This window comes from Chitinophaga jiangningensis (assembly GCF_900142605.1).
Taxonomy (GTDB): domain Bacteria; phylum Bacteroidota; class Bacteroidia; order Chitinophagales; family Chitinophagaceae; genus Chitinophaga; species Chitinophaga jiangningensis.
Window position 1 is genome coordinate 69,022 of record NZ_FRBL01000014.1, and the last position, 26,481, is coordinate 95,502.

The following is a 26,481-nucleotide window of genomic DNA, read 5'->3' on the forward strand; positions in this document are numbered from 1 at the left end:
TCATAAACAGTGGAGGTTTTGTTTGATTTCAGTTGATACTTAATAAATATAAGTAAAAAATCCTAATACAAACTTCACCACTGCAAAATATAACTTAGATCCAGTCCTGCAGGATGTTTCCGATCTTTTCAAACTCAATCAGGAAGCCATCATGTCCGTAGGAGGAGTCTATCTCATGATAAGTTGCTTTAGGGAGATGTTGAGCCAGCAGTTGTTGCTCTTCCGGAGGGCATAATATATCGGATGTGATACCGATCAGGAGTACTGGTTGCTGGATATGGGAGAGGGAAGTGGTGATGTCTTCATGGCGGCCCCTTGCGATATTGTGACTGTCCATGGCTTTTGACAACAGCCAGTACGTTTGTGCGTTAAAACGCTTCACCAGTTTATCTCCCTGATAAGTGATATAGGAAGAGGCCCTGAAATGATCCGTTTTATCCTTATCGGGGTCCGATTGTGTACGTACAAATGTTTGGTAATTGCGGTAGGTGACCATACCAATAGCCCTGGCAGCCTTGAGTCCTTTGTGGCCGGCGTGCGGGGTGTCCTGCTCCCAGGTATGATCCGCTTCTATTGCCAGTCGTTGTGCCGTATGAATGGCAATGCCCCAGGCGCTTTCAGCGGCACCGGTGCACAGCAGGAATAAACGTTTGATCATGTCGGGTTCCATCAGGGCCCATTCCATGGCCTGGTAGCCGCCCATGGAGCCACCTACCAGCAGGCTGATAGCAGGAATGCTGAGGTGCTGACGCAGGAGGATGTGGGCATTTACCATATCCCGGATGGTGATGGAAGGGAAAGTCCGGTACCAGGGCTTGCCGGTTACAGGATTAAGCGTGGAAGGGCCGGAAGTGCCATAGCAGGAACCAAGGATATTGGCGCATACAATGAAGTGACGGTTAGGATCAATCACTTTTCCTTCCCCTACAAGGCCGGTCCACCAGTCGGTTACATCACTGTTGGCTGTCAGCGCATGACAAATCCAAACCACATTACTGCCATCGGGCAGCATGTTGCCATAAGTGTGGTAAGCGATTTGTAATTCGGGTAACGATTCCCCGGACTCCAGTCTGAATTCAGCCTTGCTATGAAATACCTTTGCCGACAATGATTTAAAATTTTCGCAAAACTAAGGTTTCAAACACTTAAAATGCAAACAAAATTCAGAATGCCCTGCCAGCCTGCATTGTAGCATGCTTTGCCAGATGAGGTTGAATAGTTATCTTTACAGAAGAAATTATTAGTTATGAAGATAGCATTACAAAGAATAGACGACGGATTCAATATGGAAGCAGTAGATGAAAACGGCCACAAGGTGCTGATGGATTCTTCTGTAGAAAATGGTGGGAAAAACAATGGTGTACGCCCGATGCAGATGATCATTATGGGCCTTGGCGGCTGCTCTGCCATCGACATCGTGATGATCCTGAAAAAGCAACGCCAGGAAATCACTGATTTTCGTATTGAGGTCGAAGCTGACAGGGAAAAAGGTAAGGAGCCTTCACTCTGGGAAAATGCACATCTTGTATTCCATCTGTCCGGCAACATCGATGCAGATAAAGCTGCCCGCGCTGTTGAACTGTCCATGAACAAATATTGCTCAGTAGCAGAAACCCTGCGTAAAGGAGGTACCAGGCTTACCTGGGAAGTGAAACTGAACGCCTAACTTTAGAACTTAGAGAGAATGCAGAAAGAAAATCAATACCAGCCGGAAACCAACGCGGTGAGGATTCAGACGGCCAGAACCGACGAGATGGAGCACTCTACGCCCTTGTTTCTTACCTCCAGCTTTTGCTACGATAATGCGGAAGAAATGAGAGCCACTTTTGCAGATGAAACGGATTTCAATATCTACAGCCGTTTCTCCAATCCTAATGTGGACGAGTTTGTAAACAAAATGGTAGCCCTGGAAGGAGCGGAGGCCGGCTATGCCACTGCTTCCGGTATGAGTGCCGTGTTTGCCAGCTTTATGGCACTGCTCAAAGCCGGCGACCACCTGCTGTCTGCCCGTTCTATTTTCGGTTCCACGCACACCGTGGTGACTAAGTTCCTGCCTAAGTGGGGTATCGAGTATTCTTATTTCGACATGAATGATCCCGGAAGTATTGAGGCGATGATTAAGCCCAATACTAAGATGATTTTCGTGGAAACACCTTCCAATCCGGGACTTGAAATTATTGACCTGAAACTGCTGGCCGACATCGCCAACAAACATAACATTATACTCAACGTAGATAACTGCTTCGCTACCCCGGTGCTGCAACGCCCGCTGGAGTTGGGCGCCCACCTGGTTACCCATTCGGCCACCAAGTGGATCGATGGCCAAGGCCGCGTACTGGGCGGCGCTGTTGTAGGACGGAAAGACCTGATTAAAGAAATCTATATTTTCTGCAGAAGTTCGGGCCCTGCTATGTCCCCGTTCAACGCATGGGTACTTAGCAAAAGCATGGAAACGCTTTTCGTGCGTATGGAACGCCACTCACAGAGTGCGCTCACGCTGGCACAGGCGCTGGAAAACAATCCGCATCTTTCCATGGTGCGCTACCCAATGCTGCCAAGTCATCCGCAATACGAAATTGCGAAAAAACAGATGTCCGGCGGTGGCGGTATCGTATGCTTTGAGCTGAAAGGCGGCATTGCCAGTGGCGTGAAATTCCTCAATGCACTGAAGCTGCTGTCCTTGACGGCCAACCTGGGTGATTCCCGCAGTATTGCTTCTCATCCGGCCAGCACCACCCATGCTAAACTGACGGACGCAGAGCGTGCAAACGTAGGTATAACGCCAGGGCTTATACGAATTTCCGTAGGACTGGAAAACGTGAAAGATATCCTCGCTGATATTGAACAGGCACTTGAACAAAGTAAATAATTGTTTCCGATAAAGGCCCCCGCTTGCAGCGGGCGCCTTTATCGGAATTGAAAAGGGCCTTTGGCCCTTTTCAATTCCGATAAATCAAGGCAAAACCCTTATATTCGGTTCATGAAATCCTTCGCCCATTTTTTGCTCATCCTGATATTGGCTTATGTAGCCGGAATGGTGCTCCCCTGGTGGAGTGCGCCCCTTGCGGCATTTTTGATTACAGTGATGTATCCGCTGCGTCCGGGAAAGGCCTTTTTCAATTCCTTCCTGTCTGTATTTATCCTGTGGCTGGTGTTGGCATTCTACCAGGATGTAAGAAATGATCACCTGCTCGCTAACAAGATGAGCCTGATCATTATGCAGGTGAAGTCGGCCCCGCTGCTGGGTGTGATCAGCGCCTTCCTCGGAGGCCTCGTTGCAGGATTTGCCGGGCTTACTGCCGCCTACCTGCGTAGTGCCGGGAAACCTGTTGCCACCGCCTGATGGCGTGCCTCTAACCGCTGAAAGTTTACCAGATGAAAATCAAACGCCTGCTTTTACTGCTGTCGATGATAGCAGGTTACCATACTGTATTTGCCAACACCCTTAAAGGTGTGGTGACCGATGAACGTAATCGTCCACTTCCATATGCCACTGTACTGATAAAAGGAACTACTACCGGAACCACTACCAATGCCTCCGGCCAATATCAGCTGGAACTGAATACCGGTGAGTATACCATCGTATGCCAGTATATAGGTTTTAGGAAATCCGAACAAAAAGTAACCATTACATCTCCCCAGCAAACCCTGGATTTTACACTACAACCCGTAAGTATGCAAATACAGGAGGTGGTGGTGAAAGCGGGTGGGGAAGATCCTGCGTACGGTATCATAAGGGAGGCCATCAAAAAGCGCCGCTTTTACCAGCAGCAGGTTTTTGAGCTCACCTGCATGGCCTATAGCAAGGGAACTATTTCATCTACCAATGCCCCTGATAAATTTTTTGGACAAAAAATCGATAAAACCGAAATGGGGGTGGACAGCCTCGGCCGAGGCGTCATTTTCCTGACGGAAACCGTAAGTAAAGTAGCTTTCCGCAAGCCTGATAACATGAAGCTGGAAGTGATCAGCTCCCGGAAAAGCGGGGGAGGATTTGGAATCAGCTTTCCCGCGTTTATCAGTTTCTATGATAATAATGTACAGGCTATTATCTCCCAAATGGGCCCCAGGGGCTTTATTTCACCAATTGCTGAAAATGCCCTTAATTTTTATAAATACCACCTCGAAGGTACTTTTTCGGAAGATGGGAAATTGATTTATAAGATAACTGTGACCCCTAAACGTAAATATGAACCACTGTTTTCCGGTAGCATATTTATCACCGATGAGGACTGGCGGATTCATAGTACCGACCTGCTGCTCACGCCGGAATACCAGCTGGAAATCCTGGATACCCTGAACATCCGGCAAACGCATGTGCCGGTAACACCAGAGGTTTGGCGTATTAAAGACCAGGTGGTACATATCGCGTTTAAGAAATTTGGGTTTGGGGTAGATGGTAATTTCGTGAGTGTGTACAGCGACTATAACCTGAAACCTGCGCTGCCGGAGAAATACTTTGAAAAAGTAATCCTGAAGCTGGATTCGGCCTACGATAAAAAGCCGCAGTTGTATTGGGACAGCATCCGTCCGGTGCCGCTGGAAACTTATGAGCAAAAGGATTTTCATACGCGTGATAGTACGGCCAAAGCCAACAGGGACAGTGCTTCCAGTCGCTACCGCCTCGATTCCCTCCGCAAGAAACAAGGCCCTGTGAAACTCATGGGTATCCTGTGGAGTGATGTAACGCGTAAATATTATTTTAGTCGCGATAGCAGCATTCAATACCATACCCTTCGCCTGAAAGGTCTGGCCAAATCGCTGAAATATAATACCGTAGAGGGTTTGGTGCTGGCTATAGAACCCACTGTTACGTTTAATACAGGCGAGGAAAGCAGGCTACGGTTATCGCCTTACTTCCGCTATGGGTTAAGTAACACCCATTTCAATTCCTACCTGGATGCGGAATATACAAATGAAAGCCGCCTGTTTAACCGGATTGGCAATAACCGGTTTTTATTGTCCGGAGGTAAGCGGGTGTCGCAGTTTAATCATGATGAGCCGATTGATAACCTGACCAACGAGTTTTATACCCTGTTATTACGGGAAAATTACATGAAGATTTACGAGAACTGGTTCGTGAAGGGGCAATACAGTCGTACTTTCCAGAACAAAAATCAGTTGAACCTGCAGGCGGTGTATGAGCGCCGCAACCCGGTGGAAAATACCACGGATTTCAGTTTCTTCGGTAGTAAGAACAAGCAGTTTACTCCTAACCATCCTTATGAGCTGGCAGATGTACCATTTGAGCAACACAGTGCCTTTGTGTTGGGAGCAAGTTTCAGTTTTCAGCCGGGGCAGCGGTTTATAGAACTGCCTGACAGAAGGGTGCCATTTGGTTCTAAATATCCGGAGTTTGAAGTGGCCTATACTAAAGGTATTCCCGGGGTAGGCAACAGTATAGTGGATTTCGACAAGTGGCGACTCGGCATACAGGATAATATGAACTTTAAATTGTTTGGGGAGTTCCGGTATCACGTGAATGTGGGTGGATTCTTAAACAGCAGGGTAGTGGAGATTCCGGACTATCAGCATTTCAACGGTAACCAGACGTTTTACACCCTGCGTTACCTGAATAGTTTCCAACTGGCGCCGTATTATTTGTACAGTACTACTGCCTCCTTTTACACAACGGCAAACGTAGAGCACCACTTTAACGGTTTTCTGACGAATAAGATTCCTTTGTTTAACCGGTTGAAATGGAACCTGGTAGCGGGTGCCAATGCGTTTTATGTAAACGGGGATAATAATTACCTGGAAATTTTTGCGGGGTTGGAGAATATCTTCAAGATAGCGCGGGTGGATGTGATTGCGGGTTATCAGAGTAAGGATAATACGCGTATAGGCGTGAGGGTAGGCTTCGGCGGGATATTCGGAAATTTGATAAAGCCGGGAAAATAGCTATGGAACGAATGCCTTTATACGTTAAAACCCTGGCCATCAGCCAGGGTTTTAACGTAATGCCTTTACTTTCCCTTCCGAACTTTCCTTGGATTGTTGGTGTCGAAATAATAAGCCAGCAATCTGTAAATCCAAATGCCAACGATCGCGTAAACGAAGTAAGTAATGTAATGACTCATAATCTAACATTTTCGGGTTAAACAATAAACTTCTCGAACTTGAAATTCAAACTAAGTGCCAATCGGGGTGCCTAAACTTTAGTGTAAAATTATATACAATAATAATCAAATAGTTACATTTACAACAATATTTTTTTCAGCATATTAGCCTGTAAATAACGCTAAATATTATAGCAATTTCCCATCTGATGAGGCAGCTTCTTCTGCTTCTTGGCTTCACACATTAGTGTTAAGTGTAATCAATGTGTAGAAAAAAATTTACAGGAACACGTGTCAGGGAATAAAAAAACCAGGGTAGAGACCCCGGCTGTTTCATCTTTTCATGTAAGTAATTCAAAGGCTCAGTTGTCACAAGGGAAATTTGGCCTTGCGGTGAGCCCAATAATTTTTATCACGAGTGAGGATATATCATCTGTACATTTTGTGAGGAAACCGGTGGCGCCTGCTGCGATACAATCTTCTTCTTCCGTGGCGATCAGGGCGGTTCCGTATACAATAATCTGTGGTTTATGCGGATGCTGCATTTCCCGGATCAGCTCAGGTACAGCGGTACCGTGTACGTGATCATCCATGAGCACCAGGCTGTAAGGAGTACTTTGCGCGCGCTGCAGTGCAGCCTTGTGATCCAGCTCCCAGTCTACGTCGTAATGCACTTGCGCTAAGGCTTCCTTCAATGAAGCGCCAAAACAGACATCTGCATCAATCAACAACAATTTCTTTCTGGTAATATTCTGAAACCTTCCGGGTAGAAATGAAGGGGTCATACATACACGTAGTTTTGGTGTTTCAGTGAGTCCCGGAAATAGTTAAGCGCGGGACTCTTGCGATGCCGAACAGGACCTCGTAGGAGGAGGGAAGGAACGGCAAAGAAGAGCCCGCGCCAGTAGCACGAGCTTTATCTTCTCCTCGTTTTCCTTCTATGAAATTTCCTACGTTTCCTGAAGACGAGATTAAAAGAGTCAGCTTCAATATTTTGGAGCTGCAAGGTAGCAATTTAATGCATCTTTTTAACTCCGAAATTAAAATTGACCCGATTAACTGTAAATTAACAAGAATAATTGAGATTTTAACCCGACTAGATAAATTTAACGGATATTTTGATTAGGAATTATTGAAATGCTTGATGGGCGCAGCCTCGCAGCAGCGTGACCAGTGATAAATAAATGGTAACGTAAACGCATATAGGAAGAGTGATTTCATACGGGTTCCTATTCTACTTTGGAGAGACGTGCTTGGCCCGTCTCCACAGGATTTATGACAAATATCAGTGCGGCCTAATGAAAATTTTCAATAACTTTGCAGGCCTTTCTCATAAGTATTATAATGAGAAGGAGTATAATTATTCGTTGATAATCAGATGATTACACCGAAATTTTGTTCACCAGGCAAGTGTCCTTAAAATTTCAGGTCCAAGATGGCTTTACACAACAGGGTATCGGCAGCCGAGCTTAAACAGCGGCTGCACGAAGAAACCTTTAAACGCGTCACCATTTCCTTCTACCAGTATGCGAAGATCGAAGATCCGCAGGCTTTCCGTGATGCACTTTACCTCTCCCTTTTCGATTTAGGCGTATTTGGCCGCATATACGTGGCTAACGAAGGTATCAATGCGCAAATCAGCGTGCCCGAACACAATTTCGAGGCATTCCGCGATACCCTCTACAAAATCGATTTCCTCAACGGCATCCGGCTCAACATCGCCGTAGATGACGATGGAAAATCTTTCTACGTACTCAAAATTAAAGTGCGGGAAAAAATCGTAGCAGACGGTATCGAAGACCCTACCTTCGACATGTCCGTTAGAGGTAAATACCTCAACGCACAGGCGTTTAATGAAATGGTAGACACCACCGAAACCATTATCGTAGACATGCGTAACCACTACGAGTATGAAGTAGGTCACTTTGAAGGCGCTATCGAAGTGCCTTCGGATACTTTCCGCGAACAACTGCCCATGGCAGTAGACATGCTGAAAGATCAGAAAGATAAAAACATCATCATGTACTGTACGGGCGGTATCCGCTGCGAAAAGGCTTCGGCGTACATGCTGCACGCAGGTTTTCAGAATGTATACCACCTCGAGGGAGGTATCATCGAATATACCAACAAGGCAAAATCACAAAACCTCCCGGTAAAATTCAAAGGGAAAAACTTCGTGTTTGACGACCGCCTCGGCGAACGCATCACGGACGACATCATCAGCGAATGCCACCAGTGCGGTAAACCATGCGATACACATATCAACTGCGCCAACGATGGCTGCCACCTGCTCTTCATCCAGTGCGAAGAATGCGCCGCCAAATACAATCACTGCTGCAGTGAAGCATGTCAAACCACACACGCCCTGCCACCGGAACAACAGGCTGAACTCCGTAAAGGAATTGAAAAAGGACTGATGTTTAATAAATCAAGACGCAGACGCAACCGCGTATAAATAAAAAATCCACCCCGCGTTGTTTCTTCTCGGCGGAGTGGAGGAAGTGAGTCTTATTCAAGGGGCCGGATTAGATCCGGCCCTTTTTATTCGGACCCATTCTATCAACCTATATGCGAACTAAAAAAGCTGACCGGAAAGCTTTCGCATCACCGTTTCCCGGCTTATATCTTTAACTCAGCTCCTGGTGCTTGCCCCGGTAAGCGGTATAGAAAATAATGGGGAATACCAGCAAAGTAAGCACCGTAGCGGTAATTAAGCCTCCGATTACCACAATCGCCAGCGGCTTTTGTGTTTCAGATCCAATGCCATGGGAGAGCGCCGCCGGTACCAAACCAATAGCCGCCATCAGCGCTGTCATCACCACAGGCCTGATTCTGCTCTGTACACCCAACCGGATCGCCTCGTTGAGCGACATTCGCTGCTCCAGGTTCTTATGAAATACAGAGATCAAAATCACCCCGTTCTGTATACATATCCCGAACAACGCAATGAAACCTACTCCCGCGGAAATGCCAAAGTTCATACTAGTGACGTGCAATGCCAGGATTCCCCCTATCAGTGCAAACGGTACATTCATCAGCACCAGCCCTGCATCTTTTACATTCCCCAGCATAATAAACAACACGAGGAATATCGCCACTATACTGATCGGTACCACCTGCCCCAGGCGCTTGGTAGCACGTACCTGGTTCTCGAACTCGCCCGTCCAGCCTATACTATAGCCTTTCGGCAGCTTTACGGTCTTACTCACTTTTTCCTGCGCCTCTGCAATAGTGCTTCCAAGGTCACGGTCGCGCACCGAAAACTTCACACCGATAAACCGTTTATTACTATCCCGGTAAATAAAGGCCGGGCCGGTAATCGTAGTAATTTCTGCTATCTCCTTTAAAGGCACTTTATTGCCATTAATCGTTGGTACCATCAGGTTAGCCAGGTCGTCCTCCGTTTTACGATAGTTCTCGTCATAACGGATACGGATATCGAATTTTTTCTCGCCTTCGTACAACTGGGTGGCTGTTTTACCCCCAATCGCCATTTCGATAACGGCTTGCGCATCTCCGGTGGATACGCCATACTGCGCCATCTTATTATCGTCCAGGTTAATGCTCATTTCAGGCTGACCAATATTCCGGATCACCCCCAGGTCCTTAATACCTTCCACATTTTTCAACTGGCTCACCACCTGCTGTGATAATGCTTCCAGCTTCACCAGATCATCGCCATATATCTTCACCCCGTTAGATGCCTTGAACCCTGCCACTGCTTCCGCCACGTTGTCGCTGATAGGCTGGGAGAAGTTGAGCACAATGCCGGGATATTTTTTCAGGCGTCCTTCCATCTGTGCAATCAATTCGTCCTGCGTGATCTTCCGCTTCCAGTCGGCCTTTGGCGCCAGATCCACCTGGTACTGTACAAAGTAAAAACCGTTCGGGTCAGTACCATCGTTGGACCGGCCTACCTGCGATAATACGCGCTTTACTTCCGGGAATCCACCCAAATCCTGTCGGATATCATGGGCCAGCTTCACACTTTCGGTAAGCGACATACTCATCGGCAATTCGGTGGTTACCCACAGCGAACCTTCATTCAGCTGCGGTAGAAATTCTGTACCGAGGAACTTGGTGGAGCCAAAGGTCAGCACCATGAAACCTAATGCCAGCGTAAGACTCAGCCGTTTATTGCGATAAGTCCAGTTAAATCCTTTTGTTACCAGGCGGTCAAAGAAAATCACCACCACATTATGTTTCTCCTTCACGTTTTTATTCAGGAGAATAGAACACAACACCGGTACCAGTGTAAGCGTAAAGAGTAAAGCACCCAGTAATGCGAACCCTAATGTCCACGCCAGCGGAGAGAACATTTTACCTTCTACCTTCTGGAATGAAAAGATTGGAATCAAACTAATGATGATGATCAGCTTGGAAAAGAAGATTGCCTTAGCCAGCTCACCGCCGGTTTGCTTGATCCATCCCAGCTTCGCCATCTTGTTGAACCGCTCCATCCCATATTTATGCGCACGATGATCCAGCATCACAAATATTCCTTCTACCATCACCACGGCGCCATCAATAATGATCCCGAAGTCAATGGCCCCCATGGACAGCAGGTTTGCGCTCATGCCTTTCAAACGTAAACACATAAACGCAAACAGCAACGCCAGCGGAATAATGATGGACACAATCACCGTCGTACGCCAGTCGGCCATAAAGAGAAATACAATCACCGTCACGAATATGATACCTTCCAGCAGGTTATGCATCACCGTGTGCGTGCAGAACTCCATCAGGGTATCCCGATCATAGAAAGTGATCATTTTGATATCATCCGGTAGTATCGTTTCATTTAGCTCACTTAGCTTTTCTTTCAGTCGTGCCAGCACTTCCGAAGGATTTTCGCCTTTGCGCATCACCACAATCCCTTCCACGATATCATCATCTTTATCCAGGCCTACCTGGCCCACACGTGGGGCGGAAGCCTCGTGCACATTCGCCAGGTCTTTTACCAGCAGCGGTACGCCATTGATATTCTGGACGATAATATTCTGGATATCGTTAATGCTGTTAAGCAACCCGATGCCACGTACCACATAGGCCTGTCCGTTCTTTTCGATGACATCGCCGCCTACGTTTACGTTGCTTTTATTCACGGCCTGGTATAATTCCAGTGGTGTAATATCATACTTGGCGAGGCGCACGGGGTCCGCAGATATTTCATAAATTTTTTCCTGGCCGCCAAAAGCCACTACGTCCGCCACGCCCGGTACACTCCTGATCTGGCGGTCTATTACCCAGTTTTGCCAGGTCAGCAGATCGCGCGAATCACGCTTTGGACTTTTAAGATAATAACGGAAAATTTCACCGGTAGGGCCGTATGGGGGTTGTACTTCCGGCTCAGCACCTTCCGGCAGATTAACGCCTGCCAGCATATTATTTACCTGTTGCCGCGCAAAGAAATCTTCTACGTCGTCATCGAAAATGATGCGTACTACAGACAAACCAAACATGGTCACAGAACGTACGCTGGTCTTTTTTTGCACGGCATTCATGGATACCTCGATGGGCAGGGTAACAAAGCGTTCCACTTCCTGTGCACTGCGACCATTCCATTTGGTAACGATCACAATCTGTGTATTGGTAACATCCGGGAAAGCCTCGATAGGCGTATGTACAAAGGAAAATACACCTGCTATTATAAGCGTAGCCACTGCTATAAAAACAAAGAGTTTGTTCTTAAGTGAGAAGGCTACAATATTTCTGATAAACTTATTCATATTGCTGCTGCTTTATAACACAATGCTGTATTGTGTTTCCTGTCAATGAATCCGCCACTTAATCTTTCAGTGCATCATAAATGAGCAGCTGATTTTTGGAGATCACTTTTTCGCCGGCCTGCAAGCCCGATTCCAGGTAGGTAGTATTACCGGAGGTTTTGGCTACCTCCACCGGCCTTACACTGATGTTGAATTTATCCTTAAACACCAGCACGTAATTTTTGCTGTTATCGAAAATAACGGCAGCACTTGGCACGGCAATTTTTGCATCGTTATCCTTGTAGGTAACATAAACGGTAGCAAACATTTCAGGCTTTAGCTCCATGTTTTTATTATCGATGCTGATACGAACCTGCATGGTTTTGGTAGCCGGGTCCAGGAAGTTGTAGATCTTGTCAATCTTGCCGGTGAAGGGCTGATCCGGATAGCTTACCGTTACCACTTTGGCATCATAGCCTTCCTTAATTTTGGCAATATCAGTTTCAAACACATTGGCCATTACCCATACATCATCCAGCTCTGATATCGTGAAGATATTAGTGCTGTTGTCTGTACGGATTTCCATGTTGTTGTTAATATTTTTTTCGATGATATAGCCGGAGATAGGGGCTGTTACCAGGTAGGTGGCACCTTTACCCTTGCGGTATATTTTAAAGAGGTCGTTTAAACGAGTGATTTCGGCATTGGATTTTTGCAGGTCACCTTTGGCGTTTATCACGTCTTTTTCCGTGTTGAGGCGGCTATCATACAAGTCCTGCGCTACTTTCAGGTTTTTTTCCGCCACTCCCTGATCGGATTTGGCTTGTGCCAGTTGCTTTTCATAGTCGGCAATTTCCGCACTATGTATCACTGCCAGCACCTGGCCTTTCTGTACATAATCGCCCAGCTGAACTTTAATATCTTCCACATATCCACTCACCAGCGGATATACTTTCAATACCTTACCGCCATTGGGAGTAACCTTACCGGATAAACGCAATTCGTTTTGCACCGGTTCCATCTGAGCGGTATCAATCTTAATATTTTTCAGCATGGTATCGCTGAGTACGAAGGTGCTCTTTTCTGTATCTTCTGCTTCGCTGTGTTTGCATCCGCTCCACATCATTGCTGCCAGCAGCGCGATTCCGAGGAATATGACCGGGTGTTTCATATACTTCTTATTTAAATAATTCCTGTCCTGTTGCATAATTGAGTTCTTCATATGCGTTTACACGATTGGATAAAAATCTGTTGATGTTTTTGGCATTATCGCTATAGCTGTTGAAATAGTCGATAAACTGTAACAGGGAGATGTTACCCTTGCGGAAGTTCTTGGCTACCTCGTCAATGAGGGTATCAAACTGTTGCTGAAACTCCTGCAGGTCGAAGCTCTTGTAACGCTTTTCCAGTGCCAGTATCCGCTGATAGGCATTGAGTACTTCCGTTTGTGCCACTGATTGTTGTTGTTTAAACTGTTCGGCTTCACTTTTTACCTGGTACTGTGCAGCGCGGATATTGCCCTGATTCCTGTTCCAGAAGGGGAGGTCGATACCGAGTTTAAGGCCTACAAAGTTGTTGATGTAGCTGCCGGCTTTATCGTAGGTAGCACCTACGTGGAGGTCAGGAACGGCCATTGATTTTTGCAGGCGATAATTCAGCTCCGCAGACTGGTACTGGAGCGCGGCAACACGCACATCAGGCCGGTTCTGGGCCGCACTGTCCAGCAGCTGCTGGAGCTGAATATGATCCAGGGAATAGTGTGCAAGATCCCCGGGTGCCAGCCTGGCTTCATAAAAGTCCTGGCTATGGAGTAACTGTTGTAGGTTTTTTTGTGCGTTTAACTCCTCCTGTTTCAAATCGGCGTAATCGTTTTCCAGTCCTACCATTAAGGCTTGTAACCGGACAACATCCGAATGGGGTACTGATCCTTTTTTATCGGCTTCTACATATGCATCTACAATCTTTTGCAGGTTATCCAATTGTTCTTTTAACACCAGCCCTGTTTGCTGGGTATAGTAGATGTCATAGAAGTTTTCTCTCAACTGCAGCTTCAGTGTGCGTACCAGCTCGTCGAAGGTGGCTTCATTCATAGAGGCAGCGGCACCTGCGAGTTGAATGTTTTTGTTTCTTTTGCCTGCCAGTTGTATCAGCTGATCGATATCGTATTGCGCCTGTCCGCCGCTGCCTATGTTAAATGGTTTGAGTTGATCCGTGCTTCCCCAGCCCAGTACTGTACTGAACTCCGGGTTGTCCCATATTTTTGCCTGCCTTACCAGCGCCTTCGATGCATCAATCTGGTAGCGCTGTGCAAGCAACATATAATTCTGCACCAGGAAGGTGTCTTCGACCGACTGGAGTGTTACAGGAATCCGCTGCAGGGAAGCCTGTGCCTGAGATGGAGTAATATAGCCCAGGCCCGCTGTACATACTGATACTATCAGTAGCTTAAACTTTCGCATATAGCCCAATTTCATGATACAAAGCTCTATAAGCGAGATTAAAGGGGCCTTTAATATGAATTAAAAAAGCCTTAAAATGTAATTAGGAGTGCTGGTTTATGCGCCGAGATGGGGGAGTATCACGGTGAAAGTGCTGCCATTGCCGGGTGTGGAAGTAACGGTCAGGTGGCCTTTGTGAATCTGCACTATTTTTTTGCAAATGGAGAGCCCGAGGCCGTGCCCACGGGTCTTCTGCGCATTGCTGCCGCGATAGAAGGGTTCAAATATTTTTTGCAGGTCCTCAGCCGGAATGCCGATGCCGTTATCTTTTATTTGTACAGTAATATATTGTGTGAAGAAGTCGATGGTAACGTAAGCTGTATTATCGCTCGAAAATTTACAGGCATTATCCACAAGATTAATGAATAGGACTTTTAAGAGGCTCTCATTTCCGAAACAGGTTACCAGCAGGTCGTTGTCGGGTACTTTATTAAATTGTATATCGATTTTAGATTCCCGTTGTTTGAGTCGTATGAGGTTGGCCATTTCCATCAGCAGTTCGTCTATTCGCACGTTGCTGAATACAAATTCCTGGCTTTTCATTTCCGACTGTGCCAGCTGTAACAGGCCATTGGTAAGGTCTGTAAGGCTTTCGGCATCTTCCAGTACGGATTGTAACACATCCTGGTATTCCTGTGCACTGCGTTCTTTCGAAAGCGTTACCTGCAACTGGCTGATGATACTTGCCAGTGGCGTGCGTAGCTCATGAGAGGCATTGCTTACAAAACTTTTCTGGAGATCAAAGGAACCACTGAGGCGCTGCAGCATGGTGTTGAAGTTGGCAGCCAGTACGGCAATTTCGTCTTTGCCCTGGACGGCTACCTGTCTGTCCTGTAAATTATTCGCATTGATACTGTCCACTTCCGTTACCAGTTTATCAATCGGCCTTACCATCTTCCTGGCAAAAAAGTAGCCCACTGCTACCAATACCAGAATGGCAGTGGCCAGCTCCAGTAGCAGGATGCGGCTCAGGTTCTGCAAGTTCTGAAATCCGTATTTATCGAAGGAAGAAACAATTACAATTACGGAAACATCCCCTTCCGTATAAAAAATACCCACCACTTCACCTCCGCCACCACGGTCATAGCTATACGATTTATTCTCTTTTATGTAGTCCAGCAGGCTCTTATGGGTACGGATAGTGGTATCCTTCAGATTACTGTAGAGCAGGTCGTAATTGGGATTATATACGAGAATACTTTCCTTATATAAGTCCTGGAAGGTAGTGCGGTCCAGCTTGCGCAACAGGTCTACTTTTACATGGCCATCTTCCACAATTACGTTGGCGATGGAGCGTGCCCTGTATTCCAGTCTTTCCAGGTATTCGGCCTTACGGGATTTGGCGGAGAGATAATATACCAGCACGGCGAAGATCATCAGCATCAGGGTAGCCGACACCGTATAATAAAGCGCTATTTTGTATTTGATCTTCACGATGCGTGCCTGTTATGCTTCTTCCGATAAATAGTAGCCCATGCCCGTTTTGGTATGCAGCAATTTGCTGTCGAAGTCCTTATCGATCTTTTTGCGGAGGAAATTCATGTATACTTCAATCACGTTGGTGCCGGTGTCGAAGTCGATGTCCCAGACTTTTTCGGCGATGGTGAGTTTGGAGATGACTTTGCCTTTGTGCAGCGCCAGAAATTCCAACAGCTGGTATTCCTTTGCAGTAAGCGCAATCTTTTTGCCAGCCCGTGTTACTTCTTTCTTTTCCCGGTCTATCTCCAGGTCTGCGATAGTGATTTTAAACTGGGTGCTCTGCGTGGGCTCGGCGCCGGCGCGTTTGAGGAATACGCGTATTCTGGCCAGCAGTTCCCGGAAGTCGAATGGTTTTACGAGGTAATCATCGGCACCCAGCTCGAAGGCCTGCATTTTGTCATCCACACCGCCGAGGGCAGTGAGCATGATAATGGGCACGCGGTTATTTTTTGCGCGTATCACTTCACAGAGTTCGTAGCCATTGAAATGGGGGAGGTTGAGGTCGAGGATGACCAGCTCGTAAGGGTTACTGGCTGCAAGGCTTTTACCCATGCGGCCGTCGTAGGCAACGTCTACTTCAAAGCCGTTTTCTTCCAGGCCTTGTTTCACGGCATTTGCCACTTTTACTTCATCTTCTACCACCAGGATCTTTTGCATGGAACCTAATTTTTTCTCGCAAAGTGCGTAAGTGTGCAAAGATTGAGTTTTGTCTTTTTTTCTCGCAAAGCAGCGTAAGCAGGTAAGCAGCTAAGGATTGTGTTTTGTTACGGTGCTTAATACAAACAACAAAATTCAGGTTTTTGCTGCATAAACCAAACAACAAAATGTAAGCCTTTGCTTCTTAAACCAAACAACAAAATGCAGGTCTTTGCTGCTTATGCCCCTTATGCTGCTTTGCGAGAAAAAAAAATCCGCATCACCCGCCGAAGGCGGACGATTTTGCGGTACTAGTTAGTCAATGAAGCTTCCAGCTTCATAATTTTATCAAAAAGCTCTTCATACTGTTGTTCCGCTCTTTGCAGGAACTTCAGTACATCGTTATATTCCGCTTCTACTGAAGCAAATTTATTTTTATCCTGGTAGATGTCAGGGCTGCTCATAGTGCCTTCCAGTTCAGCTTTTCGGGCTTTCAGGTTGGCCAGTTGCCCTTCTACATTGGAAAACTGTTTCTGCTGTTTTTGCAGCTCACGCTGTACTTCTTTGTTGATGGCACCTTTAGGAGTTTCCTGTTTGGTTTCTTTTTTAGGCTCCGCAGCGGTGGTATTACCGCCCTGGGGATTGGATTTAACGGTTGCCGGCGCATTGTTGGCGGCCATTCGTTTTTTCCACTCTTCCCATTCTGCGTAGGTACCTTTAAACTCTTTGATTTCGCCGTCTACAATTTCCCAGATTTTATTGGCGGTCTGACTGACGAAATAACGGTCGTGAGATACCAGCACCAGGCTGCCTTCATACTTGTTGAGAGCGTCGATCAGCATTTGTACGCTGTTCATGTCCAGGTGGTTGGTAGGCTCATCGAGCATGAGGAAGTTGGCCTGACTGATGATGGTTTTAGCCAGTGCTACACGGGCTTTTTCACCTCCGGAGAGGATACGTATTTTCTTGAATACATCATCGCCGGTGAAAAGGAAGCATCCGAGCAGCTGGCGGAGTTCCAGCTCTGTTTTGCCGCTGCCGCAGTTTTTCAGCTCATCAAGGATCTCGCTGTTGAGGTCCAGGGATTCAAGCTGGTGCTGGGCATAGAAGCTGGTTACAACGTTGTGGCCGGGGGTACGTTCACCTTCAAAGGATTCCTCCCCGGCAATGATGCGCAGCAGGGTGGATTTACCTTTACCGTTGGCACCAATCAGGGCGATTTTATCACCGCGATTGATTTCGGCGCTGGTATTTTTGAGGATGACGTTATTGCCGAAACTTTTGCTTACTCCACTTAAGGTGGCTAAGATTTTGCCCGGCATTTTATCTACGCTAAAGCTGATTCTGATTTTAGAAGGGCCGTTGTCCACCTGTTCGATGCGCTCCAGTTTATCGAGCCTTTTGGCGATAGACTGTGCCTGGGCGGCTTTGGAGGCTTTTGCCTTAAAGCGCTCAATAAAGCGTTCCTGCTGGCGGATATAGTCCTGCTGGTTTTCGTAGGCACGCTGCTGCATTTCTCTGCGCAGGTCTTTTTCTACTTCATAATCGGAGTAGTTACCGGAGTAGTGATGCAGTTGCTGCTGGTAAACTTCCACGATACCGTTTACCATACGGTCGAGGAAGAAGCGGTCATGCGATACAATGATCACCGCGCCATTGTAGCTGGTGAGGTAGCGTTCCAGCCACTCGATAGACGGGAGGTCCAGGTGGTTGGTGGGCTCATCGAGCATGAGTACATCCGGCTGCTGGAGGATCAGGCGGGCCAGGAGCACGCGCATGCGCCATCCACCGGAAAACTGGCTGTACGGGCGATCCAGGTCGGCGGTACTGAAACCAAGACCTTCCAGTACCTGGGCGGTTTTGTGTTTCATGTTGTAACCGTCGAGCGACTCAAACTCATGCAGCTTGTCGCTGAATTCGTGCAGCAGCTCGTCTGTCTGGCTATGTTCGAGTTCTTTGGTGATACGCTCGATATCCTTTTCCAGTTCCAGGGCTTTACCAAACGCCATCATACCTACGGTGAGGATAGATTCATCTGTTTCAAAGCTCAGGAGGTCCTGGTTAAAGAATCCTATAGAGAGGTTTTTGCTTTTATTTACACTTCCTTTGGATACAGAATATTCCCCGTTGATGATACGGAGCAATGTAGATTTGCCGGTACCATTGAGGCCAATGAGGCCGATGCGGTCGCCCGGTTCAATGTGCCAGGAGGACTCTTCCAATATCACCCTGGAGCCAAACTCAAATGTAATATCCTGTAAAGCGATTAACATAGTAAATTCAAAAAGTTAATAAACGCGCAAAGTTACTGATTATAAGGATAATTATCAGATTATAATCTCTATGAATACAATTCTTTAGTTTTGTTTAACATTTTAGCAATTATGAAAATAAAGATATTTCTGCCCATTGGTGCGCTGGTACTGGCTACCGGCCTTTTTAGCTGCCAGAATAACACGACACCTGCCACGGACGGTGCTGCCGCTGCCCCGGAAGCCTTGCAGGCCCCATATACCCAGCAGTACTACGATTCCCTGGGTCAGGTAATGGCCGCCTATCATGGATTATCCGCTGCGCTGGTGAAAAGTGACACCACTGCTGCCACTTCGGCGGCAATATTGCTCAAACAGCATGTGGATAGTCTGCCGGTACAGTTGTTGCAAATGGATAGTGCCCGGCTGGCTGCCATTACAGGAATCACCGGCAGTATCAGTGCGGAGCTGAACGGACTGGTGGGGGAGCAGGCACTGGAAGGCAAACGGGAAGAGTACCAAATGGTATCCGATATGCTGTACGACCTGATAAAAGCCACCGGATACAAGGGGCATACCGTATACCGGCAGTTTTGCCCGATGGCCTTTGATGATAAAGGAGCATACTGGCTCAGTGAAACGAGAAATATCGTGAATCCTTATTTTGGAGATAAAATGCTGGAATGTGGTTCAACGAACGACTCCCTGATTTACAAATAGTTTTTACGACTGCATCCCCGTTGCCGTTTTTCCTATTATTTTACGAAAATTGACATATATAATTGTTATTTTCTGATAGTAGTTGGTTAAAAACCAAGAGCTATTTCTTAACTTCGCAACCATTTTAATAAAAGAAGAATAGTATCTGCCTAAAAAAATCAGATACTTTGTATACACATATGATGAATATCACTTTTCCAGATGGCGCGGTGCGACAGTATGAAGCTGGCGCAACTGCATTGGACATCGCCAAATCCATTAGTGAGGGATTGGCGCGTAAGGTTTTGGCTGCAAAAGTAAACGGGGAGGTAGTGGATGCCACCCGTCCTATTACGACGGATGCAACGTTGCAGTTACTTACGTGGACGGATACGGATGGAAAGTCAACCATGTGGCACTCTTCTGCTCACCTGATGGCAGAAGCGCTGGAAGCGCTGTACCCTGGCGTAAAGCTGGGTATCGGCCCTGCAATTGAAAACGGTTTTTATTACGATATAGACCTGGGAGGTCGCACCATCACCGAAGAAGACCTGAGAAAGATCGAAGCGAAAATGGTGGAACTCTCCAAACAAAACAGCATCTACACCCGCGCGGAGGTAAGCAAGGCAGATGCGTTGAAATATTTCACTGAAAAGGGAGATGAGTACAAACTGGAACTGATCAACGATCTGCAGGATGGTACCATCACTTTCTATACACAGGGTGGCTTTACGGATCTTTGCCGTGGACCGCACATCCCTAACACCGGCTTTATCAAGGCTATCAAGCTGACTAACATCGCAGGTGCATACTGGCGCGGTAACGAAAAGAACAAAATGCTGACCCGTATTTACGGTATCACTTTCCCTAACCAGAAAGAGCTGGATGAATACCTGACACTGGTGGAGGAGGCGAAAAAGCGTGACCACCGTAAGCTCGGTAAGGAACTGGAATTGTTCACCTTCTCTGAGAAAGTGGGCCTGGGCCTGCCGATGTGGTTGCCTAAAGGTGCGCTGCTCCGTGAGCGTCTGCAACGTTTCCTCCAGGAAGCGCAGATGGAAACCGGCTACCTGCCTGTGGTTACACCGCATATCGGTAACAAAAACCTGTATGTGACTTCCGGTCACTACGAAAAATATGGTAAAGACAGTTTTCAGCCGATCCACACCCCGGAAGAGGGAGAGGAATTCATGCTGAAACCAATGAACTGTCCGCACCACTGCGAACTATATAAAGCATCGCCTAAGTCATATAAAGACCTGCCGGTTCGCTTTGCCGAATTTGGTACTGTGTACCGTTACGAGCAACATGGTGAACTGCATGGCCTGACCCGCGTAAGAGGCTTTACTCAGGACGATGCGCACTTGTTCTGCCGCCCTGACCAGGTGAAGGAAGAGTTCATGAAAGTGATCGACCTGGTACTGTACGTATTCAATAGCCTCGGTTTTACAAACTATACCGCACAGGTGTCCCTGCGCGATAAGGAAGACCGCAGCAAGTACATCGGTACCGATGAGAACTGGGAACTGGCTGAACAGGCTATCATCGAGTCAGCAGCTGAAAAAGGCCTGCCTACCGTTATTGAATACGGTGAAGCGGCTTTCTACGGTCCTAAGCTGGACTTCATGGTAAAAGATGCACTTGGCCGTAAGTGGCAGCTGGGAACCATCCAGGTAGATTACAACCTGCCGGAGCGTTTTGAGCTGGAATATATTGGTGCAGATAATGCCAGACACCGTCCGGTAATGATTCACCGTGCACCATTCGGTTCGCTGGAACGCTTCATTGCGGTGCTGATCGAACATTGCGGCGGTAAATTCCCGCTGTGGCTCACACCTACCCAGGTGAAAATTCTGCCTATCTCCGACAAAACACAGGCATATGCAGAAGCAGTAGCCGCGGCACTGAAAAAAGCCGATATCCGCGCTGAAATCGACGACCGTAGCGAAAAGATCGGAAAGAAGATCCGCGAAGCAGAATTGGCAAAAATCCCTTATATGTTAGTGCTGGGTGAAAAAGAAGCGACCGACAACCTGGTAGCGGTACGCCGCCAGGCCAAAGGGGACCTCGGAGCCATGACGCTGGAGCAGTTCGTTGGACTGGTAAATGAAGAAGTGGTGAATAGAAAACCATTCGAATAGAGTCATTCATAAATGTGGAAAAAAAGAATATAAGCAGATGAACATTACTATTTTCAGGTATGTTTATTGCTATGGAATTTCACATTAACTTTGCAGGAAATTGTTTAGGGTCCATGGCAGGAATGTGGACCATGGACTATGGACAATTAATTACTTAACTTTTATTTTTTTAATGCAAAACAGACCCAAACCAAGTTTTAACGGTGGCAACAGGGGCAACAGAAACCCTAATTTTCGCAGAGAACAACAACAGGAACACCGTACCAACAGAATGATACGCGTGCCTGAAGTAAGGTTGGTAGGCGACAATGTAGAGGTGGGTGTTTACAAAACAGAAGACGCTCTGCGCATGGCAGAAGAACAGGCATTAGACCTGGTGGAGATTTCTCCAAACGCAGCGCCACCTGTATGCCGCATCATCGATTATAACAAATTCCTTTACGAGAAGAAGAAGAAGGAAAAAGAAATGAAGGCGAATGCGCATAAAAGCGAGGTGAAAGAAATCCGCTTTACGCCAAACACCGACGATCATGACTTCGACTTCAAAGCAAAGCATGCAGAAAAATTCCTGAAAGACGGTAATAAGGTAAAAACTTATGTTCAGTTTAAAGGTCGTGCTATCATGTTCAAAGAGCGTGGTGAGCTAATCCTGCTGAAATTCGCTGAAAGACTCGCCGAAGTTGGTGGTCTGGAAGGGATGCCAACCATGGAAGGTAAACGTATGATTGCCATCTTTGCCCCAAAAACAGCAAAGAAAAAAGACAAACAGCCTAAAGAAAATAAAGAGCCCAAAGAACCGCGCGTAGCCGAAAGCAAGCCGGAAGAAGGCGCTCAGTAATTTTCACGGGTTCTGATATTTAAGCAGCCACGCGATTTGTGTGGCTGCTTTACTTATTTATACCTGTATGAGCTAACGGGCATGGATATATTTTAATAATGATCCATGGAATAACAATTTGATTACCTTCGCTGTATACCATAACAAAAAGCCGAACCTTGCTGAAAAAAGAACTGCGCATTATACTCATCTCGCTGGCAGTGAGCTTTGTACTTACCGCTGCGAAATTTCTTGCGTATATGCTCACCCACTCCGTAGCCATCCTCTCGGATGCACTGGAGTCTATCATTAACGTAGTGGCAGGGGCCTTCGCCAGCTACAGTATTTATCTCGCAGGCAAGCCTAAAGATGAAAACCATCCTTACGGCCATGGAAAAGTAGAGTTCTTCTCCATCGGCTTTGAAGGTGCCATGATATTTTTCGCTGGTATCCTTATCCTGGTTAAGGCTGTACAGTACTTTATTTTCCCGCAGGAGCTGCATAAAGTTGAAAGCGGCCTATGGCTGTTGGGCGGCACTACACTGGCCAATCTGATATTGGGCCTTTACCTGCGCCGCTCCGGGAAGCAGTTAAATTCCCTCACCATCAGTGGTAACGGACAGCACATCATGACGGATGTGTATAGTAGTCTGGGGCTGATTATAGCGCTGGTGGTTATTCATTTTACCGGCTGGCATTGGCTCGATCCTGCGGTATCCATCGTTATGGGCGTGCTGATTCTGATTAACGGTTATCGGCTGATGCGCCGCTCTATTTCCGGACTGATGGACGAAACGGATATGCAGGTGGTGGACCGCGTGATCCGCGTATTATCCGCAAACCGCGGGCATAACTGGATCGATATGCACAATATGCGGACACAGCAATATGGCAACAATTATCACATTGATTGCCATATTACCCTGCCTTATTATCTGGAATTAAGTGAGGTGCACGACGAGGTAAAAAGGGTAGAGGAGCTGGTCAGCAAAGAGTTTGAAAACGGAGAAACCGAATGCTTTATTCATACGGATCCCTGTATACCTATCTGTTGCCATTACTGCCTGAAGGCGGAATGCCCGGTAAGAAGTCACCCTTTCACCGGGGAAATCACCTGGAGCCGTGATAACGTATTACCTAACCGCAAACACGGTTTATAACTACTCTTCACCGGCTTCCTCTCCATCTCCATGACCCAGCATTTCCCGGATAGGTTTCACTGCATGGTAGATGCCCCTGTTGTATTTATTACCGAGAATAATGAGTGTGGTGCTGTCTTGTATAAAGCGGTAAAACACGGTATTGTTACCATGCCACCAGCCGTTGTGGTAGATGATGTTGCGACTGCTGTCCGGATACACCATGAGGCGCCATCCCAGGCCGTAGTTGCGGATACCGGGTTTTTCATGGCTGTAAGGCGTATACGCCGCCTTCAATGTTTCTTCTTTTAACAGGTTACCGGAATACAGTGCCTGGTCCCATTTCAGCATATCACGCGCGGAACTGTAAATACCCTTATCACCCATTACACCATCGAAGTAAGTGTCCGGTTCCAGCTGCCCGTTGTACTTGTGACTCTGGGTCTGGTGGGGCCTTACAGCAGATGCAGGATCATACACGAAGGTGTTGGTCATGCCCAGTGGCTTAAAGAATGTTTGCTGCATAAAGTCAGCATATTTCTGCCCGCTTACTTTTTCTATGATAGAAGCCAGCAGGAGGTAGTTGGTGTTGCAATACTGAAAATGAGTGTTTGGGAGATGTTGAATCCGCGGTCGGTGTAATTCCATGAGGCGGATCACTTCATCGTTGCTAATGAACCGGGATGGTTCTTTCCAAAGGCTGTCGCAGAAATACAAATAATTAGGAAGGCCGCTTCTGTGGTTCAGCAGCATTCTTACTGTTATGCCTTTATAAGGAAATTCCGGGAAGAAGGTTTGCAGACTATCTTCCAGGGAAAGTTTTTCTTTGTCGGCCAGCCACAGCACTGCTGCGCCGGTGAATGTTTTAGAAACGGATGCCAGCTGGAACGAGGAGGAATCCATGATTGGGGTTTTGGTCCGGTAGTTCTCCAGGCCATGATATTTTTCAAAAATAATCACCCCTTTTCTGGCCACAATCATGGCACCGTTGAAGCCTGTACGAACAAACTTACTATAGAAATTTTCCAGCTCTCCCTGGAGCTGAATAGTCCTTGGTGCATGTAGGATGGCTTCCTGCTGCGCTGTTGTTAGCTTTAGTGTGTATAGTGCACTGTCTGCCGCTTTTTTCGTTTTCTCCGCCGCTTTGCGTGCTGCTGTGCTCTGACAGCTTGATATGATTACAACTCCTGAAATAGTGAGTAAGATGCCTGCTGCTTTCAATCGCTTCATTATGAAGTGTGTGACTCTTTTAATGTCTATGTTTCCCGAACGGTTAATTCATTAACACGAAATTACTTACGAATGTTAACCACGTCCAAATAAAAACCACCCGGTTTTCATGTTTTAACGCATTTTTAAGAAAAAGATTCCTGTAGGCGTTGAAAAAAATGAAACACTTTGTGTAGTTATTTAGATGGAATCTAAAATAAAATACTAAGTATTTGATTATTCTTAAACATCCAGTAGATTTGTGCCCTGTTAATGCCCGCCAAAGCAGCAATTATTAAGCCAATTGCCAGAAAGGAATACACATATAATTATATATAATACTATGGATCAGCACAAATTGACAAGTTATCCGAAAGAGAAGATCAGCATTTTATTGTTGGAAAACATCAGCGATGCCGCTGTTGCAGAGTTCACCAACGCAGGCTATTCGGTACGTAAGTTGTCGGGCGCGCTGAGCGAAGATGACCTGATAGCAGAAATCAAAGATGTTCACCTGTTGGGCATCCGTTCCAAAACGCATGTAACCAAAAAGGTACTGGATGCAGCCAAGAAGCTGCAGGCGATTGGATGTTTCTGTATCGGAACCAACCAGGTAGATCTGAAATCGGCCACGGAAGCCGGTGTGGTGGTGTTTAACGCACCTTACTCCAACACCCGCTCGGTAGCGGAACTGGTAATTGGCCTGTCAATCATGTTGATTCGTCGTATTATAGATAAGAACAACGCTGCCCATAACGGTACCTGGATGAAGGAAGCTACCGGCAGCTATGAGCTGCGTGGTAAAACACTGGGTATCGTAGGCTATGGTAATATCGGATCACAGGTGAGCGTACTGGCAGAAGCCATGGGGATGAACGTGATGTATTACGACGTGGAAACCAAGCTGCCACTGGGTAATGCTACACAGATCCGCACCATGAAGGATTTATTTGCGCAGGCAGATATTATTTCCCTCCACGTGCCTTCCACGAAATCTACCGCTAACATGATCAAAGCGGAAGAGCTTTCTTATGCCAAACCAGGTGCGATTTTCATTAACTATGCACGTGGAGAGGTGGTAGACCTGGATGCCCTGAGAGACGCGCTGGTAGCTGGGAAACTGTCCGGTGCCGCCATCGATGTGTTTCCGGTAGAACCGGAGAAAAACGGCGCTGCCTTCTCCACACCTTTACAAAAACTGCCTAATGTGATACTGACACCGCATATCGGTGGAAGCACGGAAGAAGCACAACATAATATAGGCCTCGACGTTAGTGCCAAAATGCTGAACTACCTGGAAAAAGGTGCCAGCTTCGGCTCTCATACCGTGCCTGCCATCAGCGTGCCTGCGGTAGAAAACACCCACCGTATCCTGCATATTCACGAGAACGTGCCAGGGGTATTGTCGGCCATCAACACCGCCCTTTCCGCCAATAAAATCAACATCCTGGGGCAGTACCTGAAAACCAATGATACCATTGGTTACGTAGTGCTGGACGTGGACAAACAGCTGTCCGCCGAAGCCCTGGCCCTGCTGAAGGAAGTGCCGCACACGATTAAGACAAGATTGCTGTACTAAGTTTTTTGCTGAATAGATGCGTGAGGTTTCTCAGGCCGTAAATGCGCCTTTGGCATCAGGAGCGATCTCTTATTCGCAATGCAGCAAGGCCGGCCCGCGCGCAGCGCGGAATTGGACCAGCAAAACCGAAGGTTTTGCATACAAAAATCTAGGACAGTCAATATAATAAACCGGGTGAAAGGGTATCATGCTCTTTTCACCCGGTTCTTTTTAGTGCATTCACCCCGAAATATTGCCCTTTCATCGACTCCCCGCTCACCCGAAA

19 protein-coding genes are annotated in these 26,481 nt (G+C 46.9%); 10 read left to right on the forward strand and 9 right to left on the reverse strand.

Translation table 11 applies throughout. The features are described from left to right. Positions 1-94: 94 nt before the first annotated feature. Complete coding sequence (gene metX, locus BUB18_RS27905; protein WP_073087516.1) at positions 95-1,108, reverse strand: homoserine O-acetyltransferase MetX; 1,014 nt, start codon at positions 1,106-1,108, stop codon at positions 95-97. 138 nt (positions 1,109-1,246) lie between these two features. On the opposite strand from metX, the gene BUB18_RS27910 reads away from it, so the two are divergent. From BUB18_RS27910 to BUB18_RS27925, 4 genes are all read left to right on the forward strand, one after another. Further along, a complete protein-coding gene (locus BUB18_RS27910; RefSeq protein ID WP_073087518.1) occupies positions 1,247-1,666 on the forward strand; it encodes an OsmC family protein in 420 nt (139 codons plus the stop codon). An 18-nt stretch (positions 1,667-1,684) separates the two neighbouring features. Next, on the forward strand, positions 1,685-2,869 hold the full coding sequence (locus BUB18_RS27915) for an O-succinylhomoserine sulfhydrylase (protein WP_073087520.1): 1,185 nt from the start codon (positions 1,685-1,687) through the stop codon (positions 2,867-2,869). A 111-nt stretch (positions 2,870-2,980) separates the two neighbouring features. Continuing rightward, the gene (locus BUB18_RS27920; RefSeq protein ID WP_073087522.1) at positions 2,981-3,343 is read left to right on the forward strand and encodes a hypothetical protein; all 363 of its coding nucleotides are present in this window, start codon (positions 2,981-2,983) and stop codon (positions 3,341-3,343) included. 32 nt (positions 3,344-3,375) lie between these two features. Further along, positions 3,376-5,901, forward strand: coding sequence for a DUF5686 and carboxypeptidase regulatory-like domain-containing protein (locus BUB18_RS27925; protein WP_073087524.1), 2,526 nt, complete (start codon positions 3,376-3,378; stop codon positions 5,899-5,901). Between the two features lie 520 nt (positions 5,902-6,421). Here the strand turns inward: BUB18_RS27925 and BUB18_RS27935 are convergent. Then, positions 6,422-6,844: a response regulator gene (locus tag BUB18_RS27935; RefSeq protein ID WP_073087528.1), complete on the reverse strand. Its 423-nt coding sequence runs from the start codon at positions 6,842-6,844 to the stop codon at positions 6,422-6,424. Between the two features lie 650 nt (positions 6,845-7,494). Here BUB18_RS27935 and trhO point away from each other — a divergent pair. After that, positions 7,495-8,514: an oxygen-dependent tRNA uridine(34) hydroxylase TrhO gene (gene trhO / locus BUB18_RS27940; RefSeq protein ID WP_073087530.1), complete on the forward strand. Its 1,020-nt coding sequence runs from the start codon at positions 7,495-7,497 to the stop codon at positions 8,512-8,514. A 172-nt stretch (positions 8,515-8,686) separates the two neighbouring features. On the opposite strand, the gene BUB18_RS27945 is transcribed toward trhO, so the two are convergent. The 6 genes from BUB18_RS27945 to BUB18_RS27970 form a co-directional block, all read right to left on the reverse strand. Beyond that, positions 8,687-11,788 (reverse strand): efflux RND transporter permease subunit, encoded by a 3,102-nt coding sequence (locus tag BUB18_RS27945; RefSeq protein WP_073087532.1) that lies wholly within the window; start codon positions 11,786-11,788, stop codon positions 8,687-8,689. Between the two features lie 58 nt (positions 11,789-11,846). After that, positions 11,847-12,938 carry an efflux RND transporter periplasmic adaptor subunit gene (locus BUB18_RS27950; RefSeq protein ID WP_073087534.1) on the reverse strand — a complete coding sequence of 364 codons (1,092 nt, stop codon included), beginning with the start codon at positions 12,936-12,938 and terminating at the stop codon, positions 11,847-11,849. Between the two features lie 7 nt (positions 12,939-12,945). After that, positions 12,946-14,226: a TolC family protein gene (locus BUB18_RS27955; protein WP_073087536.1), complete on the reverse strand. Its 1,281-nt coding sequence runs from the start codon at positions 14,224-14,226 to the stop codon at positions 12,946-12,948. A gap of 96 nt (positions 14,227-14,322) precedes the next feature. Next, complete coding sequence (locus BUB18_RS27960; protein WP_073087538.1) at positions 14,323-15,699, reverse strand: HAMP domain-containing sensor histidine kinase; 1,377 nt, start codon at positions 15,697-15,699, stop codon at positions 14,323-14,325. Between the two features lie 12 nt (positions 15,700-15,711). Next, the gene (locus tag BUB18_RS27965; RefSeq protein ID WP_073087540.1) at positions 15,712-16,401 is read right to left on the reverse strand and encodes a response regulator transcription factor; all 690 of its coding nucleotides are present in this window, start codon (positions 16,399-16,401) and stop codon (positions 15,712-15,714) included. A 290-nt stretch (positions 16,402-16,691) separates the two neighbouring features. Further along, on the reverse strand, positions 16,692-18,653 hold the full coding sequence (locus BUB18_RS27970) for an ABC-F family ATP-binding cassette domain-containing protein (RefSeq protein WP_073087542.1): 1,962 nt from the start codon (positions 18,651-18,653) through the stop codon (positions 16,692-16,694). 111 nt (positions 18,654-18,764) lie between these two features. Between BUB18_RS27970 and BUB18_RS27975 the strand changes: the two genes are divergently transcribed. The 4 genes from BUB18_RS27975 (at position 18,765) to BUB18_RS27990 (ending at position 23,449) form a co-directional block, all read left to right on the forward strand. Further along, on the forward strand, positions 18,765-19,352 hold the full coding sequence (locus tag BUB18_RS27975) for a DUF3347 domain-containing protein (protein WP_073087544.1): 588 nt from the start codon (positions 18,765-18,767) through the stop codon (positions 19,350-19,352). 167 nt (positions 19,353-19,519) lie between these two features. Further along, positions 19,520-21,472 carry a threonine--tRNA ligase gene (gene thrS, locus BUB18_RS27980; protein WP_245805750.1) on the forward strand — a complete coding sequence of 651 codons (1,953 nt, stop codon included), beginning with the start codon at positions 19,520-19,522 and terminating at the stop codon, positions 21,470-21,472. A gap of 172 nt (positions 21,473-21,644) precedes the next feature. Further along, the gene (gene infC, locus BUB18_RS27985; RefSeq protein WP_073087548.1) at positions 21,645-22,310 is read left to right on the forward strand and encodes a translation initiation factor IF-3; all 666 of its coding nucleotides are present in this window, start codon (positions 21,645-21,647) and stop codon (positions 22,308-22,310) included. 158 nt (positions 22,311-22,468) lie between these two features. Beyond that, positions 22,469-23,449, forward strand: coding sequence for a cation diffusion facilitator family transporter (locus tag BUB18_RS27990; protein ID WP_073087550.1), 981 nt, complete (start codon positions 22,469-22,471; stop codon positions 23,447-23,449). Here the strand turns inward: BUB18_RS27990 and BUB18_RS27995 are convergent, their stop codons facing one another. After that, positions 23,450-24,658 (reverse strand): serine hydrolase domain-containing protein, encoded by a 1,209-nt coding sequence (locus BUB18_RS27995; RefSeq protein ID WP_245805751.1) that lies wholly within the window; start codon positions 24,656-24,658, stop codon positions 23,450-23,452. Positions 24,659-24,980: 322 nt separating this feature from the next. Between BUB18_RS27995 and serA the strand changes: the two genes are divergently transcribed. Further along, positions 24,981-26,216 (forward strand): phosphoglycerate dehydrogenase, encoded by a 1,236-nt coding sequence (gene serA, locus BUB18_RS28000; protein WP_073087552.1) that lies wholly within the window; start codon positions 24,981-24,983, stop codon positions 26,214-26,216. Positions 26,217-26,481: the final 265 nt, after the last annotated feature.